Annotated in this window: 9 protein-coding genes and 1 tRNA gene; 6 read left to right on the forward strand and 4 right to left on the reverse strand. The window is 62.5% G+C overall.

Annotated features, from left to right (window positions below):
- Positions 1 to 200: 200 nt before the first annotated feature.
- The 4 genes from ATE62_RS08640 to ATE62_RS08655 all read left to right on the forward strand — a co-directional run bounded on the left by ATE62_RS08640 (position 201) and on the right by ATE62_RS08655 (position 4,993).
- Positions 201 to 1,655 (forward strand): sulfatase family protein, encoded by a 1,455-nt coding sequence (locus tag ATE62_RS08640; protein ID WP_058818495.1) that lies wholly within the window; start codon positions 201 to 203, stop codon positions 1,653 to 1,655.
- Between the two features lie 97 nt (positions 1,656 to 1,752).
- Positions 1,753 to 3,297 carry a sulfatase gene (locus tag ATE62_RS08645; protein WP_058807487.1) on the forward strand — a complete coding sequence of 515 codons (1,545 nt, stop codon included), beginning with the start codon at positions 1,753 to 1,755 and terminating at the stop codon, positions 3,295 to 3,297.
- A gap of 11 nt (positions 3,298 to 3,308) precedes the next feature.
- Positions 3,309 to 4,352, forward strand: a complete 1,044-nt coding sequence (locus ATE62_RS08650; protein WP_058807486.1) for an aldose 1-epimerase — start codon at positions 3,309 to 3,311, stop codon at positions 4,350 to 4,352.
- 191 nt (positions 4,353 to 4,543) lie between these two features.
- On the forward strand, positions 4,544 to 4,993 hold the full coding sequence (locus tag ATE62_RS08655) for a DUF1565 domain-containing protein (protein WP_156420488.1): 450 nt from the start codon (positions 4,544 to 4,546) through the stop codon (positions 4,991 to 4,993).
- A 262-nt stretch (positions 4,994 to 5,255) separates the two neighbouring features.
- Here ATE62_RS08655 and ATE62_RS08660 read toward each other — a convergent pair whose 3' ends face one another.
- Positions 5,256 to 11,651, reverse strand: coding sequence for a hypothetical protein (locus tag ATE62_RS08660; protein ID WP_058807484.1), 6,396 nt, complete (start codon positions 11,649 to 11,651; stop codon positions 5,256 to 5,258).
- Between the two features lie 450 nt (positions 11,652 to 12,101).
- Here ATE62_RS08660 and ATE62_RS08665 point away from each other — a divergent pair, with 450 nt between their 5' ends.
- The gene (locus ATE62_RS08665) at positions 12,102 to 13,121 is read left to right on the forward strand and encodes a S1 family peptidase (protein ID WP_058807483.1); all 1,020 of its coding nucleotides are present in this window, start codon (positions 12,102 to 12,104) and stop codon (positions 13,119 to 13,121) included.
- Between the two features lie 96 nt (positions 13,122 to 13,217).
- Positions 13,218 to 14,669 (forward strand): Shedu immune nuclease family protein, encoded by a 1,452-nt coding sequence (locus tag ATE62_RS08670; protein ID WP_082662693.1) that lies wholly within the window; start codon positions 13,218 to 13,220, stop codon positions 14,667 to 14,669.
- A 235-nt stretch (positions 14,670 to 14,904) separates the two neighbouring features.
- Here the strand turns inward: ATE62_RS08670 and ATE62_RS23240 are convergent.
- The 3 genes from ATE62_RS23240 to ATE62_RS08680 form a co-directional block, all read right to left on the reverse strand.
- Positions 14,905 to 15,008, reverse strand: a tRNA-Thr gene (locus ATE62_RS23240).
- A 201-nt stretch (positions 15,009 to 15,209) separates the two neighbouring features.
- Positions 15,210 to 16,361, reverse strand: coding sequence for a site-specific integrase (locus tag ATE62_RS08675; protein WP_058807481.1), 1,152 nt, complete (start codon positions 16,359 to 16,361; stop codon positions 15,210 to 15,212).
- A 311-nt stretch (positions 16,362 to 16,672) separates the two neighbouring features.
- A complete protein-coding gene (locus ATE62_RS08680) occupies positions 16,673 to 17,914 on the reverse strand; it encodes a VapE domain-containing protein (RefSeq protein WP_058807480.1) in 1,242 nt (413 codons plus the stop codon).
- Between the last annotated feature and the right edge of the window lie 398 nt (positions 17,915 to 18,312).

Consider the following 18,312-nt stretch of genomic DNA (forward strand, 5'->3'; position numbering starts at 1 on the left):
TCCCTCTCCCCACGGGCAGGTGATTCGTTCGTCACCGGCCTCTAACCATCGAAAATTCAAGGAGCTAAGCCCGCCCGGCGGACTATAGCGCATCCCTGTTGCGACACCTTGTGACAATATTGACATCAATTGACAATATTATCATTGTAAAAATATGTCCGGACGGAGATTCGGGGAATCTGACGATGGGAGAGAATGACATGCGAGGGAGAACCGCCCGGCTCCTGCTATGCGCCATCGGCCTGGCGCTGGCCGGACCCGCTGCCGGACAGGCCGGCACGGCGCCCGCGCGCCCCAATATCCTCATCATCTATGCCGACGACATGGCCTATGGCGACCTGAGCGCGAACGGCGCGGGTGCCTGGGTCGAAACGCCGAACCTCGACGCGCTGGTGGCATCGGGCGTGCGCTTCACCAACGGCTATTCGGCGGCGCCCGTCTGCGGGCCAAGCCGCGTCGCGCTGCTCACCGGCGCTTATCCCGCGCGCTATGGCGCGTGGTGGAACCCCGACACCGGCAAGGTCAAGATTCCCGACGCGCGGCTGCTGCCCGCGGTGCTTGGCGAGGCCGGCTATGCCACCGCGGTGGTCGGCAAATGGAACCTGCCCAACGATCCCGCCAGATCGGCGCACACGGTGGTCGACAAGATGACTTGGGGCGGGCGCTATTGGCCCAACCCCGACGGCAGCTATACGGGGGTCGGCAAGGGCAGCGGCGCCGAGGGCGGCGATTCAGGAAAATGGGACGTCTCGCGGCCCGATAATCTCTACCTCACCGACCGGCTGACCGAAAATGCCCTGTCCTTCCTGGACAAGCGCGATCCGGAAAAGCCCTTTTTCCTCTATCTCGCCTACAACGCGCCGCACAGCCCGCTCGAGGCGGCCGAGCGCTTCAAGGATCGCGTCGCGCATCTCGATAGCGAACCCAAGCGGCTCTATGCCGCGATGGTGCTCGCGCTCGACGAAGGCGTCGGCCGCGTCCGCGAGGCGCTGGCCCAACATGGACTGGACAAGAACACGATCGTCGTCTTCGCCAGCGACAACGGCCCCGCAAAGTCCGACTTCCGCGGCTATCAGCCGGACTGGCCCGACGAAATCCTGGGCGCGCGCGGGGTTCTGAGCGGCGAAAAGGGCACGTTTCGCGAGGGCGGGGTGCGCGAACCCTTCGTCGTCAGCTGGCCAGGCGTGATCGCCGCGGGACAGGTACGCGACGAGCCCGTGATCACGATCGACCTCTATCGCACGCTGATCGGGCTGGCGGGGAGCACCGCGCCGCAATCGGCGGTGCCGTTCGACGGCAGCGACCTGATGCCGCTGCTGACCGGCAAGGCCGGGCTCGCCGAGCGCGACCTCTTATGGGCCGGGCGCATCTGCAAGGCGAAAAAGGGCTGCGTCGATTCGGGCGCGCTGCGCCGCGGCCGGTGGAAGCTGCTGATCGAGCAGGGCGGCAAGCCCAAGCTGTTCGACCTCAATGCTGACCCGTCCGAAAAACGCAACCTCGCATCGGCGAACCCCGCGCTGCGCGACGCGATGACCGCAAGCTACGCACGCTGGAAAGCGACGTTGCCGACGAATGCGTCGGGGACCGCCGGCAAGCCCAAGCCCGCAAAGGGCAAAGGCAAGCGCGGCGAACGCGATGCGGGCGGTGACGAATGAAGTGCGCCCCTTCACCTTCGCGACAGTCTCTTCATCCTATCCTTTGATCCGGTTTCGGGAGGTTTATCCGATGTCCTTTGCCCTATCCCCGCGCCGCATGCTCTGCTCGGCCGCCGCCATTGCGTTGCTCGGTGCCTGCGCCGCCGCGACGATCCCCGCCGCGACCGCCGAGCCAGCCCCGGCCGCGAAGCCCGCGGAGCAGCGCCCCAATATCCTCGTCATCCTGATGGACGACCTTGGCGCGCGCGACGTCAGCTATGCCGGGTCCGATTTCTACGAGACGCCGGCGATCGACCAGCTCGCGCGCGACGGCATGCGATTCGACAACGCCTATGTCGCCTATCCGCGCTGCACGCCCTCGCGCTATGCGCTCATGACGGGCCGCAACCCAGCGCGCGCGCAAATCCCCGGCGGCAGCGGCGGCGAGGTGATGGCCGCGTCCGAATATACCATCGCCGAGGCGTTGCACGCCGCGGGCTATGCGACCTTCTTCGTCGGCAAATGGCACCTCGGCAAGACGCCCGACGCGATGCCCGAGGCGCAGGGTTTCGACGTCAACATCGGTGGCGGCTCGACGGGCGCGACGGGATCGCACTTCTTTCCTTATAGCGCCGAAAAGGGCCGCACGATGGGCCCGGGGCTCGAAACCGGCCAGCCCGGCGAATATCTGACCGACCGGTTGACCGACGAGACGATCCGCCTGATCGAGGCGCATCGGAAAGCCAAGCCCGGCCAGCCCTTCTTTGCCTATCTGTCGCATTATGCGGTGCACACGCCGCTTCAGGCCAAGGCCGAATATCGCGCCAAATTCGCCAAGAAGCTGGCGGCGATGGGCGGCGCGAAAGCCGACGCCTATCTGGCACGCGACGGCGAGACCAAGAAATATCAGGACAATGTCACCTATGCCGCGATGATTGCCAGCATGGACGATAGCGTCGCCAAGCTCCGCGCGGCGCTGGGCCGGATGGGCATCGCCGACAATACGGTCATCGTCTTCACGTCCGACCATGGCGGGCTCAGCAACCGCGGCGTCGGCGGCAACCGCGAGGTCGCGACCAGCAACCTGCCGCTGCGCGCGGGCAAGGGCCATGTCTATGACGGCGGCACGCGCGTACCGATGATCGTGCTGTGGCCCGGCCACACCAGGCCGGGCAGCCACAGCGCGGCCTTCGTCAACAACACCGACCATTATCCCTCATGGCTCGAGATGGCCGGTGCGGCGCTGCAACCCAAGTCGCACGTCGATGGCGTGCCCTATCTGCCGCTGCTCGCAGGCGGCAAGGGCGACCCGGCGCGCGTGACCTATTGGTACAGCCCGCGTCCGCGCCCCAACCAGACCGGCGACACCGCCGCGGGAGCGGTGCGCGTCGGCGACTGGAAACTTGTGCGCAACTATGACCCGTCGAAGAAGGACGAATTGTTCAACCTCGCCGCCGATCCCGGCGAAAACAAGGATCTGGCGACCAGCGATCCGAAGCGCGCCGCGACGATGCGCCAGCAGGTCGACGGATGGCTCGCCTCGATCGGCGCCGCCAAGCCTCGGCTCGGGCGCGGCGAAGAAAATGACAAGAAGGCCGCGCGCAAGGAAAAGCGCCGCGCCGCAAAGGGCAAGGAAACGGCGAGGGAGCAGGACGAGGATTGAGGGCCTGCCGCATGGCGTGTCTCCACCGCATCCTGCTCTTCGCTACCCTGGCCTTGGCGCAATCGGCCGGAAGCGCCGCGCAGGACGCGCCGGCCGGCTGTCCCGAAAAGGCGCCGGCGGACCTGCTAACGCTGGAAAGCGCCGGCAGCCCGCTCGCCGCGACGATTGCCCCAGGTGCCGGCGGCGAAATGGTGTCGCTCCGACTTCGCGAGGCAGCGCCTTCGCGCGAGCTTCTGTATCGCGGCGCCAATTTCTGCGCGGCCGACGGTTTCGAGGGCAAGGCGCCCATCCTGTGGCCGGCAACCGGTCGTACATACCTGCCCGATACGCCCGGACAAAAACCACGGCGCGGCTGGCTGTGGCAGGGCAAGACCTATGACATGCCGGTCCACGGCTTCGCGCGCGACCTGCCGTGGCGCGTTGTCGACACAAAGCGCGATGACTCGGAAGCGAGCGTGACGCTCGAACTCGTCGACAGCGCCAATACGCGCAACCTCTATCCCTTCGGCTTCCGCTTCCAGCTTCGCTACGTCCTGCGCGGCCGGGTGCTATCGGTCGAACATCGCATTCGCGCGGCGCCGGACAACAAGGATCCGATGCCCTTCTCGCTCGGCAACCATATCGCCTTCGCACTGCCTTCCTCGGGCGCCACGTTGACGAGCGCGGCAACACGGCGCCTTTTCCTCGACGCGCAGGCGCGGCCGACCGGCAGGGCCGAACCGATGGCGCCGCTGGCAGGCGCGCCTCTCGCGCCGTTCGCGACCGGCCCCGCGGTTCCTCTCGCGGGCTACGGCCAGCCTGCAGCGGCGCGCCTCGACTTCGGCGACGGCTTGTCGATCGGGGTCGAACATCGCGGGAGCAAGGCCGCGACCGGCGATCCGGTCGGCTTCAACATGTGGGGCGATCTCGAGAAGGGCTTTTTCAGCCCCGAACCCTGGTGGGGAAAACAAGATGCGCTCGCGACAGGTGACGGCGTCGTCACGCTCGCGCCCGGGGAGGCGTTCGAATGGCGCTTCGACGTCGAGGTATCAAGTCCGCCAGCTGAAAGGAAATAACAACGCTACGGGGCAAAACAGGCGAGACGCATGACACGGAACTGGGGAATTCCGACACCGGCCATGCTCGCCTCGACGAAGGCACTTTCCGCATGCGGCGGTGGCGGCAAGAGCAAGTCGCCACCGGTGACGATCGCGGCGACCGCACCCGTAGCTGGCGGTGAGGCCCGCGCGCTGTCGCGGTCAGCGCCATGGCCAGTAGCGGTACGCAAGGCCGGAACCGCAGCTTCACCGTGACCGTCGGCGCGGGCGCTGCCGACCCCGCAGGCATCTATGTCGCGCCAGGCGGCACCGACAGCAATGCCGGCACGGCGACCAGCCCCTTCCGGACGCACCGCAAGACGCTGCAGACCGTGAATCCCGGGCTAACGATCTTCGTGCGCGGCGGCGAGTATCGAAACAGCAAAATGGATTCGCCCTATTCCGGACGCACCGAGGCAAGCCTCGTCCGGATCACGCGCGACGGCACCGCGGCCCAGCCGATCATCTTCCGTCCCTTCGGCAATGAATATGCCAAACTCGTCAGCGATGTCAGCCGCATCGCGATGCAAGGGGCCGGCTACTGGACCATTCAGGGTTTCGAGATCGCCGGCAACGCCCAGCCGCTGGCGTATATCGCACCGACCCGTCGGCCTGGTTAGTATCCGCACCCTTCAGATCGGCGTTCGGACCGAAAAAGATGATCCGCCTGCAAATGGTCAGAAGAGACATCGAGTTTCTTCACTAGTGGATTGATACAAAAAGAGAAAATTGAGCAAATTTTGAAGATGCCCCGGAAAGTGCCCTCGACTTTTTTTGATTGAGTGGTTCGAGTCCCGTCACGCATTTCAGATGCCCACCAAGATGCCCGGGCCCCGCAGGTCGCCCTCCACGCCGTGTGATCTATGGCAACGTCCACGGATGTCACTCACCCCATCTATGGATTTCGCGAAAACGGCTGCATATCCGTGAAATCTCGACTTCGAGCCTCTCCGCTTCATCAGGCGTCGCACGCGCGCGCTTGCCGTCGAGTTCCGCCGCGCGATGGAGAAGCCACCGTCCGAGCGTATCGACGCTGTTTCTCATTCTCTCACGTTTGATGAGCAAAGGTCCGAGACCCCGCTTGACGCGTTCGATGCGGTGCAGATGGTCATGTTGGTCGAGCACATAAAGGGCCCAGCGGGTGTCTCCACCCTCTTCGTGCCTTCGCCGCCGCGCAATTTCCACATAGATCAGAAGGCTTTTGTTCGCTTCCGTAAGAAGTTTCCGCAAAAATGCGCGAGGCGCGGTCGCACGCCATCCCGCGCCTCTGTGCCCCTCCTCGTCTCCCCACATGGCAAGTGAGATTGCAGTTTGATTTCCTGAAGCGCGCCAGCGCCTATCACGGGCGTCGAACTGGAGGTTCATCGAATCGATGCACCGGCCTTCGGGGCGAATGGGCACCCCCGACACGGCACCGCGCAGCATGTCGCAATGATCCGACCGCGTCTCGCGTTCGGTGTAGCGGAGCCATCCTTCAAGTTCGAACCCGGGTTCGTTGAATGTATGATCGTCACCTGTACCAGGGACCAGAAAATCCATGCGATCGCGCGCAGTCAGCAGCGCTTGACCGAGCGCAAGGGCTGTCTCGGGCGTCACGAGCGAACTGCGGACATCGACCGCCTGCGTCCTGTCGCCCCAGCGCAGACTAAAGTCGGCCGCAATGACGAGGTCGCTATCGTCTAGGTCGATTTCGGCATCGAAGACCTCGGACTTTACCGAGAAAATCCATGGATCATGAGGTGGCGCCGCTCCCTTTCTCCGGTGCAGCGTCTCGGGATCGGGTTCTTCGACGTCATCGGTAGGAGGGTGTCCCCAAAAACGGGCTTCGAACGGCGCCGGTGTCCGAAGATCGCTCAACCATGCTGGCCCGATCGTCGGCATCCTGTCGCCCAGCCAATCTGCAAAGCTGTTACCATAGCGCCCCGGCTTGGCGAGCGGATGCGTCTCGATCAATTCGCCAAGTGCGCACATCATCCCGTTCCACTCGAGATAATGGGTAAGCCGCTCGACCATCGGGCGCGCACCATGACGGTTCGAGACGTGACGCTGTTCGGTCTCGATACGTGGCAGCCTCGGCTCTTTGATCCAATGGGTCGTCTCTTCGCCATAGCCCCAGCGCCCGTGGATCCACCCCTCGATGCGGTCGAGGAAGCTTTCCATATCGATATCGAACAAGGCGGCCGGCGCCTGATACCAGTAACGGATCGTATCCATCGTATCAAAATGGAAGGGCCGTTTCTTCTCCTCTTCATGGAAAGCGGCCGCCCTCAGCGAACGATCTTTGCCAACCACCGGTGCGAACTGGCTCCGGTTGAGTTTGCGAACATAGTCGCTGTCGACCGGCGACAGCGAAATCGCCTTATTCGCTTCGAGGTCGAGCAAGATCGCCTTGCCCAGTTCGCGAACAATGAGATGCGGGTCGGATCTCAGGCAGGCGAGAATCTCAGGGACGAAGCGCGCTACGGAGGCCGGCACCGACTGGCTCGCGCGCCATAGCACCGTCATCAATTGCTCACGCGCGGCATAGAGATAGAAATCCGCCCCGACAAAGTCCCGCTCGTCGGTGACAGCAAGTTGGCGAACAAGATACTCGGTCGCCGGATCCCCGATTTCGACGAGTAATAATGCAGCGTGCGACGCGCGCCATCGTATCCGCTTATCGACGTCCGCCATCGCCGCAAAGAGGAGGCGCGCGACCGACTGGTCACGGTTGTCGAGAATGTCGACACCGACGAAACTTACCGCTGGTGGTTGTCCGGCGCGGTCCGTCACCCGCTTGATAAGAGTATCGAGCAGCGCGTTGCGATCCTCCGGAGCGGCTCGCGCAGCGATCACGCCGACCAAAGCGAATAGAAGTTCGGCCGAGATGGTCTCGGCATGATAGGCAATCGCCTCAAGAACGATAATCGCCTGTGCGTCAGACGGTAATCCCGTCGATTCGAGCAGCGCCTCGAGTGGCCCTGTTTCTTCATATCGCCACTCGAAGAGGTCGCGAAGCGCGAGCGCGACATAGCCACCGATGCGTTCGCCCGCCCAAAGCTTGACCGGAGGGTAATCGGACCACTCCCTCAGGAGGTCGGGCAAAACTTGACCAAAGTCACCCTTTTCTCCCGCTGCCGCCAGCGCGAGGTCGAGGAAGGCAACGCGAAGGTTGCGCGACATGACCCGCGCAGCGATCTTCTGGAACGCATATTTGCTGATACCATGCTCCGCCGATCGTGCAGCGTCCAACGCTGCCGCAATGCCCTCCCGACTGGTCAGCGGGGCCTGTGGCGCCGCGGACGCATCATCATCATCATCATCATCATCCTGCTCGCTGGCCTCGCGATCCTCGGAACCGAGAGCGAGGAGCGCCCGGCGCTGCGCTTCGGCTTCGGCAAGCGCCGGACTGGTTCGGATGTCGGCAATGTTGGCGATATCATTCAGCGCATCGGCAAAGCTGTTGAAGTCGCCCGAAAGCAGGCGAGATCGGCTTTCGGCAGCGATCACGGGTTCGGGAACCGGCTCGCCGTAGACCATTTGCGACAGCGACGGACGGCTTTCATCGCTCAAGAGCGAAATCGCATAGCGCTGCGCTGGGGTCAGCCGCCGCGCAGCCGGCGCGGTAAGGAACTCCGGAATGGTGATTTCGTAGCGGGCAACACCGAGTTCATGCCAGCGGCTGATCGCAGCAAGACCCGTTGGAAGATCCCCCGCCGCGATCGCGCAGGCGGCACCCTGCCAAGAAAAATCGCCTCCCAGTTCGAGGGTGGCGGCGACCGCGCCCGCGGCATCGCCGATACGCTTTGCCAGGTCGGCACGCTCGGAACGCGTTCCGCCAAGTCCGGCCTCAGCGATGGCGCGGCACGCGGCCATTTCGGCGATCGCCTCAAAATCGACCCCGGCTGTGCGGGCAAGGGCGGAAGCGAAGAATCCGGCCGCAAGCGCGGGGTCGAGCGGCAGCGCCACGCGCGCGCACTGCGCGAGCAATTTGGCGCGTTCGGACGCGGCGCCGGCGTCGGTTTCGAACTCCTGCGCGAGTTCGACAAGCCATGCCAGCGCTGCGTCATGTCCGGCGCGCAGCAGCACCAGCGCCGACGCCATCTCGAGCATCGTCTTGTCGTTCGCTGCGTGCCAGGATTTTAGTGAGGACTTGGCCCCGGCACGCAACCCGGCGAGGTCCGCGCCCGCAAGACCGGCGTGGAAGAGATAGCTGCGCACCAAGAGGGTGGTGGCACCGGACTCCCGCGGTCGCGAGTCGTGATCGGGGGCATAGCTGATCGCTTCCGGAAATCGCTCAGCCGCCTCGGCGGGGCTGATTGTACCGATAAACAGGTCGCGCGTGACCCGCGCGGCCGCCAACATGGTACCGAACACGTTGAGGGTCGTCGCGCGCGTCTCGTTCCAATATTCCTCTGGCGATCTCTCCTGCCGAGGAGCGCTCCATGCCGCCCTTCGCCCGGCTGCCGGACGTGGATCCCGCGGAATCGGACGCGGCGGCGGCAGGATATCCTGCAAGATGATGGCTTCGCCGTCGATAAGTTCGGTAAGCGCCATCACCCTGACGCGCAGCGCGCCAGCGGTGCGGAGTTGGAACAGGTCATGGGTTTCCGCGAGAACCGGCATCGGGAAGGCGCGCGCCAGAATCGTCCCGACCGCTGTGCGGAGCGCAGGATCCGCAGCGGCGCGCTCGCACAGGAATAGCAGGGCTTCGTGCCAACTCAGCGGTGGCGATTGGCTCGCATGATGATCGACGGGCTTGGACCATTGCTCCGCTGTTGCGCTTGCAAGGCGGTCGAGCGCGCCGCGCAGGATCTGATCCGCAAAAGTCTCGCCGGCAAGCAGCGCGGCAGCGACCAGTGGCGCGAGCGCACAGGGCGGCCAGTCTCGGGCGATGATCGCCTCGCGCAGCGGCTCGGGCCGGCGCCCGGCGGCGCCCTGCGCGAGCCGCTGGAAAACCGGGGCAAGACTTTCAAGCGGTGTCCATTGCTGGATACGGTCCATTGCTGCAGCATCGCCAGCGATCGTCGCATGCGTGAAGACGTCGGCAACGATATCGGACGAGAGAATATCGAACTTGGCGTCGTCCGACAAAGCGGCGTCGCGCAGATGTTCCTGCCACCAGCGATAGTCGCCGCGCGCTGCGGCTGGATCGGTTTCGGAGAGCGCCGCGGCGCGTTCGACGCGATAGCGTGCGACGTGCTTGCGGTAACGGCGGCCGGTCAGGACGAGACGCATCGCAGCATCGGGTTCGAAGCGAACCGACAGGTCGAGATTGTCGACAATCAGGTCGTCCATGATTTTTTGCCGCTTGGTCGCTTCGGCGGAGGCGATGAGCAAGTTGCACGCCATGCCGATGTCGGCGGCACGCTGGCACGCCCGGAGCGCAAGCGCGAGCCGTCGTGAGCGGATAAATTCGCCTTCTGCGGCGGAGACATCGGGCGGCATCGGCGCCTGGCCCGTCACCAGTGCATAGAGGTCGTCGAGCTTTCCGGCACTGACGAGCACTTCGCCGAGCGCCAGCGCCGCATAGGCGTCGCTCTCGGCGCGGGCGGCAAGAATCTCACTTGCCCGACGGAGGAGCGCAGAAGCGCTGTCCTTCGCGCGCTCATCGACGAACGCCTCGAAATCTTCGTCGGCAAACGACCAGCCGCTCGGATGTGAGACGATCCCGCCAATATCGTTGGCGATGTCCCGCACATCAGCGGTGTTGAGTCCGGCGATCGCCGCGAGGATGTGGGCGGGGACGGGGCGCGGTAGCCGTGCGAGCGCGCTCAGCATCGGCCAGATACGCGTCGGACCGCCGACCCGTACACCCGCTTCCTCGACGCGCTTGGCGAAGAGCGGGTCGATCCCGGTCGCCCGCGGCAGCAGCCGTGCAACCGCAAGGTCTTCTTCTTTGTCGCCGAGGCCCTCCACGGCATAGACGAGCCGGCGAGGATTACCGCCTGTCAGGTCATAAAGAATCGCTCCACTCTGCGGCGACCATTGCGGCTGCCATAGCGCGACCAGATCTGCCGATTCCATTTTATCGAGCGGCAAAACCGGAAAGTCGTCGTAGAGGTCGGCGGCCCCGACGTCATCGAGACGTGCGTTGCGACAACTGACCACGATCCGGACGTTGTCAGGCCAGACCGATGCCGCGGCGAGATCGTCGAGAAAGCAGGGCTCGACCCAATGCTTTGCTCCGATTCGCGCATTGTCGACAGCATCGAAGGCGAGGACCAGCAGCGCGTCGGGGCCGCGCGCCGCGATGATCTCGCTTGCGGCTGCCACTCGCCGGCGAAACGCCGAAAAGGCGCTGAGGCTCTCATGACGCCGGATCACAAAGGGAGTGCAAAGCCGTGCGGCAAGTTCGTTACCGAGTTGGGTGAAGGCATGTTCGGGAAGATGCCGCCTCTGGTCCGACGCGAGAAAAAGTCCGCCGCCATAGCAATCATAGAGGAGAATCTCCGACCCCTCCGGCAGCAGGCGATCGAGCGTGCTGATAAGGCCGGTCTTCCCGCATCCACCGTCCGCCCTGATCCGCAGGGGTTTGGCGAGCGGTTCTTTCAATCGCCCGGCGAGAACGGCGGCGATGGACCGGGTGAGGAGCGGATTTGGGGGAGAGATGGCCGAGGGTGCCGGGAAGAAGATTTCTTTCGCGCCTGCTCCCAGCCAGAGCAATATGGACTCGCGCGTGAGCGCACCCATATGCTGGCCCTCGGGCAGCATCAGTTGCTTGATGTTGTGTTGCAGCCTTCGCGCGTCTTCGCGCGCATCGGCATCGGTCGAGTCCGCAAGACGCCGCACGACCTCCGTATGAAGTTGGAGCCGTGAAACCGAGTTGAAGGCGCTCAAATCCCAAGCGCGAAGGAAGCGGAGAAGTTCATCGCCCTTGAGCCCCAACTGCTTCATCAGCAGCGTCGCCGTTTCGGGCGGATCGCTCGGCAGTCGATCGCCAAGAGCGAGCAACGCCTCGATGTCATTGGCGACATCCTCGTCGAGCGGCTGGTTCGTGACGATCGCGAAGTCACCCTTGAACGATACCCCGCGCATCAACCCTGCGAGTTTGCCGAGCACGCTGCTGTATTTTTTTGTTTTTGCCTTGGGCGTCGTCAGTCGCGCCCAGGTCCACGCCTTTTCGGGATGCGACGGCGAATATTTGAGCTGAAGGTAGCGAAAGGACTGAACGCCATCCTTCTCCAGCGTCAGCGTGACATCGACTGCCTGCGCATGCTCGCCAAGATCAGCATGTGCGGCGTCGTCGGGCACATTTTCGACGAGGATCGACGCGGTTTCCCCATCCGGATCGAGCAATCGCAGAAGTTCGCGCGCAACCCATTGTTCGTGGAAATCATCCCCCGCGCTCGATGCTACGGCCCCTAGAAAGCTATTCTCCTGTGCCAATCCAGACCTCTTAAACAGACGTGATCGCCGCCCCCAACAAGCAACGCCTTCACATATTCACCACCATAGCATCGGGAATCGCTTCCGCTTGCGCTACTAATCCAGATGAACCATCGACGCATCTGCCGGACAACCGGTTCACAGTTTCGGAATGTCGCACTTCTTGCCGGTCGTGTGAAGCAACGCGGGCCACTGCGAATTTCTTTGCGAGTCGCGATTCGATTCGGTCCACGCGAGGCTGGAGAACCGACATGTCCTCGGCACTTCTGATCAAGACACCGGATGCGCGCATCGGCGGAACGATCATCGCGCCATCGGCGAGATAATACGGTAAGGGGCGTCGTCATCCCGGAGCCAGCCATGCCGTTCCCTTTCGATATCGCGGGCGAGACGCCCGATCGGCGCGATCTGTATCTTGTACAGGATCCGTACCTGCGCGAACGCATCCTGCCGCTGCTACGCTTTGATCCGAACGAACCCGACGATCGGCCGAGCGGCCACGGGACGGCGTTCCGGATCGACCCCTGGTCCCGTTGCGCGACGGCTTTCCATGTGCTGGAAAATCTTTTCGAGGTCGATCGCGCGGGGACGACGACCCACCTAAAGGACAATGTGCGCCTGGCCGCGCTCGAACTCCCCGGACAGGGATATGGGCTGCTGCCGATCCCTCGCGACGCGTGGCGGCCGATGCACGCCTCCTTCAGCTATTTCCGGATCGATAGGCCGTTCGGTCAGGCCGCGAGTTTCCGAAACCTGATCGAGTTGATGGTGCTGCGGATTCGACCGGCCTCGCCGAGCGAAAGCGGCACCCCCTATTTGCCTGTGAATCTGAGCAGTTGGCGGCCTTCCATCGGGGAGCGCGTGATGGCGATAGGCTATCCCGACCTCGACGAGGCGAAGGACGGAGAGGACAAGGACGATCCGAACAGACCTTTTCATCAATATCTTTACGCATCGGTAGGCGAGATCACCGATATCGAACCTGCGGACACACGACGTGCGCGGCCTTGGCCGATGCTACGGATTGACGCGAACTGGCCGGGTGGCATGAGCGGTGGACCGGTGTTTAACGAGCAGGGCCATGTGATTGGCATCGTCTCCGCCGGGTTCGAAGGAGAGGGCGGTGCGACCGCGACCTATTTCTCCAGTTGGGATGTTCCCCGGCAGATTTTCGGCTCGCTCGATCCCGATAATCCGGGGCGTTTCATGAACTGGGGCGTTTTCGACGCCAGCGGCACCCTCGTTTACTGCGGTCAGGACAAGGCCGAGATCGAACGCTTCGCTCGGGATCACGGCCTGAACGACTTCGGCATGGTGTCGATCGACCCGGTGACAGAGGAATGGTTGCGCTCGCAGGTGGTGGCATTTCCCGAATCCTGACGCCCACTCCAAGGGCGCGCTCGCTGATGTCGGTAAAGTTGCTCAGCCTGCGCGCATCGTACATCAGCGTAGCGAAGCGATACTTGGAGAGGCGGCATGGCAGACTTCGAATTATTGGCAGCTGCGACAAGCAACGGAATCGCGTTCGATCTCCGGATGAGCCGAACGATCAGCCGAATGGCCGATCCGAAGCTGAAACGAAGCGATCCTCTCCCGACCCGCCGACTCTTTGATATTCACGTCGGAGAGGATCAACTCGTCACCTATCCTACTTTTACGCGGCCGACCGACCGCTTTCTGACCGGCAAATACGCACCCCTGCAGTCGATCAGCTTCGAACTCACCGAGCCATTTTCGCTGCCGGACACGCAGGAAGACGCGGTCGCCTTTCTTGACGACCGGCTGCCGCCGATGTTCATCCGCGACCCCGCCTTTGGCCTCGGCGTGACCACCCTCATCGCCCCGCTGATAAATGTCATCTGCGAGATCGGCACGATCATTTACTTGGCCCTGGGCTCGGACGAGACACATATCGAAGGCAAGACATTCCATCTGAATTACGACGACTATGAAGATCTTCGCCTGAACTTTGGCCGGATCGCTCGCAAATATCAGAATGAGAGCAAGATAGACCGCACGATCGCCGCCAACGATATGCTGCTTCATGATCTAGACCCCGAGCGCTTTCCTCTGCGCGGACGGCCCTACCAGACGGGTTCGATTCACAAGTTGCTCGGGGGCCCCAATCTTCAAAAGACACAACTCAAAGGCAAGGATCGGGTCGGCGTAGCCCAAGCAGCCTCCGCCAATGCGAAGACATTGGCCCGAAAGGAACCGCTCGAATTCGCTGCCCTGCAACGCGACATCGAACTGGTGAGTCTCGATACCCTGATCGAACGGTTCGACGCCTTGATGAAGGCCAATGCATCCGAGTCTCGTTGGCAGAAACTGCTCGACGCCAATCCCTTTATATTGTCCATGGTGTTCGGCTATCCGGTCGTCCTCGTTGCCAGCAGTTCCCCCGTGGGCGGCATCCGCTTCGGCGGAAATGGCCAGAAGATCGCCGATTTCCTCTACAAAAATGATCGGACACAGAATGCTGCCCTGGTCGAGATCAAAAGGCCCGACACCGACCTGATCGGTGCAGTCTATCGCGGCGAGGTCTGGCCGCCCCATTGGAAATTGACCGGCGCGATAACCCAGGTGCTCGACCAGCGCGCCAAGTTCATCAAATCGCTGCCGGCGCTCAAGGAGAGTTCGGAATATTATGCGATCGAGGCGAATGCGGTCGATTGCGTGATCGTCGCCGGAACGACGCCCGAAGACCGCGACAAGCGCGCCAGCTTCGAATTGTTCCGGGCGCAAATGAAAGATGTCCGGATCGTCACCTTCGACGAGTTGCACGCCAAACTGGTGATGCTGCGCGAACTCCTCGCCGCACCGGTCGGCCCCGACGATGGCGGTGCGATCGGTGCTGCGGATGAGCGGGCAGAACTCGACGAAGCCCATCTTGATGATGCGGATCCGCGCCAGGATTACGACCTGTAGTACTGCGCCCCGCGAGGCAACTGTCTCTGCCACCAGCGCAAGTATCTTTTCAACTCCGTCTCGCTCGCGCGTCCTATGATCGAACCTGACGGCGCGCGATCCGGCGTCGCCATCGAACGGAAGGAGCGGTTATGCACGAAGCGGGTGACGAGCGGGCGAACTCCCCGGAGACAAAGCGCACGCACCATCGGACCCGCACAACTATGAGGCCTAAGTCATTGATATTGGTGAGCGATGGTGCCGCTTACAGGACTCGAACCTGTGACCCCATCATTACGAAGGAAAATCGCGTGCGCAGAAGAAGCGAGGATTGTCAACGGCTTTTGCGATAATGGCGGCGGTATCGAGCAAAGACCCAAGCGCGACCCAATCAGGCGTGGCATTGTGGGACGGCCCTAACCTTGTGAAAGTGCTTTCACCCAATCACGAGATGAAATCGGACCTCCGAATGTCCCACAAGCTTCGGTGACGACGGCCCAAAAAAATAGGAAGGCCCAACCCCGGACCTGCGCAAGGCAAATCCGGGGTAAGGTAAGTGTTCTAGCTCGCCCAGCCTGCGGCGCCCGCCTCAACCGCTTTCATAAGCGTGTCATTGGCAAGATGGCTATACCGCTGCGTGCTTTGATGATCGGCATGGCCAAGGATGCGACCAACCGCATAGAGATCGATTCCCGCGTTGATCATGAACGACGCCGCTGAGTGACGCAGGTCATGGATGCGAAGATCGGGAAGCTTAGCTGCCTTCCTCGCCTCGTCCCAAGCCCGTTTGATGTTCGTCAGCGGTTGCAGGCTAATCGGGTGGGGCAACAGCCAAGGGCAGCCGTCCCATTTTGGTAGGTCGGTGATAATGTCGATCGCCGCCTGACTGAGCGGGACATGTCGAGCCTTCCCGGTTTTCGAAGTCGGGATGTGCCAAGATCGTCGTTCCAGGTCGACATGCTCCCACTTTGCATTGAGCAGTTCGGACTTCCGCGCCCCGGTCAGCAGGAGCAGACTTACAATGTTGGGAAGCTGCGGATTGGTTGACTTTGCCACAGCCTCCTTGAGCCGCTTCGCCTCCGCCGGGGTCAGATAGCGTTCACGGGCGTTGTCATACTTGGGTCGCGGCACATGCCTAACCGGGTTTGAAGCAACGCCGGGTAGCTGCCATTTCATCGCCAGCTCGAACGATCGGTTGAAGGTGATCCTAATCTTCTCAACCGTCGCCGGAGCAAGACCCGACGTGCGTTTCTCGGCGAGCCACTTGGCGACATCCTGCGTCTTGATCTCGTCGAGCCGGACCTTGCCCCAACGTGGCAGGATGTGGCTGTTCAGCACGCGCTCGGTATTCTCGGGGCGTTTCTGATACCCCTTGGCGAAGGTCAGATGCTGATCGGCGAGTTCGGAATAGAGCGGCACCGCCTTCTTTTCCCTCTTCTCGGCTTGGGGATTGCCGCCGAGATCGACTTCGGCGCGCAGCTTTCGGGCGGTCTTACGGGCCTGTTCATTGGTGATCAGGTCGAAGCGGCCGATCTTCCGTTGTCGCTGCGTTCCGCCATCGTCGGTGTAGCGCAGGGCATAGGTCTTGCCGCCACCGGATCGCACTTCGAGCACGAACCCCGGAATGATGTTGTCCCAGTGGTCGGTCTTGCGGCGTCCCGGCTCGCAGGTCGCGGCCTGACAGTAAGCGTTATCGAGCTTTGCCTTGGGCATAGCTGTTCTCCTTGATTAAGTGATGTTGAGGTTGAGTTCGGACAGAGCCGCCCGTGGCGGGCGAGGCCCCATGTTGAATCGGTCGGGTTTCGCAGCACAGCGAGGCTGCAGCGGCGCCTGATGGGGCGGGAGGGGCGCATCCGGCATCCCGCCACCCCCAAGTTGTATCAGCAGCCGTTGCGTTTCCTCGGCGCTGGAGCCGGGGGGCAGGAGGGGCAGCATGGTCGGCTAGTCGCGAGCGTTAACAGCGTCCCATCCACTCCCATTTTTTCATTTTATGCTACCCCTCCCCCCACCCGGCGACGTTCAGGTCAGTATATTTCGGCAGATTTCCTGACGTGGATAGGTTGCCATGCGGTGGCGCCATTGTCGGTCAGCGGCACCTTCCAGCGGTTGATGCCCTTGATCCGCTTCGATTCCCCAAGCAGCGACCGCAAGGCGGCGGCGCACTCTTTCGCCTGTGGATTGGTAGGCTGCTTATAGCCCATCAGTTCCAGCATCTCGGTCGCCGTCACCAAGGCGACGCGCGGCCCGTCGAAGCCGTCGAGATCGACATACTCGGCGAGCTTCTCGGCAATGGCACTGATCGTCTGATGACGACCGTTCAGGGCTTCCAGCGTCGCTTCTTCCTCTTCGGTCAGCCACCATTGCGCCCCGTTTTCGAGGTCGACAGCCAGTTGAGCGAAGACTTGCTGCATGTCGATGCTGTGGTGAAAGTCGAGCTTCTGCACCGGGATGACCCACCAGCGGGTGTTCCCCGTCGTGTCGGTCAGGAAGTTGGAATCGTTCACCGTGGCCATGAAGACCGTGCGGCGAGGATATTCCGATTCCCGCCGATCGTAGGGACGACGAACCCGGTCCGAATCACTGGTTAGAAAGCCCTTCAGCCGCGCAATGTCCTTCTTGAAGGAGCTTTCCAACTCGCCGATCTCGACCATCCAGTGACTGATGGCACCAAGGATGGTGTCCTTGTTGCCCGCGTCCATGTGATGATCGAGTTTGACCACTTCGTCGCGGAGCCTTGCATCAGTGACCAGCGATTTGACCCACGAAGTTTTCCCGATGCCTTGGGCTCCTTGCAGCGTAAGCACGCCCCGGCAGCGAAAGCCGGTCGGGACTAGCGCCGCAGCAACCGCGCTAAGGAGCCATTTCCGGATTAGGATTTCTTTCAAAACCCCAGGATAGTCCGGTCCCGCAACAACCGTGGCATAGAGGTCGCCGAGCCGGTCCGTTCCATCCCATTTGCGGGACCTGATCCAGTCGGCCACCGGGTTATAGGCGTTCCGGTCGGCGACGGCCTGGACAAACCCTGGCACATGACCTGTGGGGAGGCCGTGCTTCGATGCCGCGCTGACGATTCTGGTCAGGGTGACATTATCCACATTGTCCGACGTCCCTTGGTGACCGGGAATGCAGATTTCATCCTTTTTCTTGATCACATTGTAGCGGACGGTGATGCCTTCGTGGTTCAAGAGGTGAGCCACATTCTCGATCGTCGCCGGAAGCTTGGTGTGCCCCGTGGGCGGCTTGTCGGGGAAGTCGAGCTGCGTCACTCGTCACCGTCCTCGTCATCGTTGCCAGACAGGCGGGTGAGGTGTTCGACCAACTCTTGCCAGATTGCGGCGATGCGCTGGCCGAACGTCATTTCGTTCAGCATGATATTTCTTCTTATTTTGCGGTCCGTCGTCCTGCGGACATGTCAAAGATCGCCTTTCGCGGACGTAGCGAAAGGTCGAACTGACCGACCAGAAACGATGGGGAGCGTGGAGCCCTCGACGCAATTATGGCGCGTTCAGTTCGAACTACGCCCTCAATGCCTTTGCGGAGGACTGCCCGGCGGTCGCTTTTGCGGTTGCCGGATGCCTCCTACGTGGTGAGGGCGCATGAGATTGGCAAGGGGCAATCGATCAGAGTGCCAGAAGAGAACCTACCCCTGCCAACCTGTAAGCCC

This window comes from Sphingopyxis sp. HIX (assembly GCF_001468285.1).
Taxonomy (GTDB): domain Bacteria; phylum Pseudomonadota; class Alphaproteobacteria; order Sphingomonadales; family Sphingomonadaceae; genus Sphingopyxis.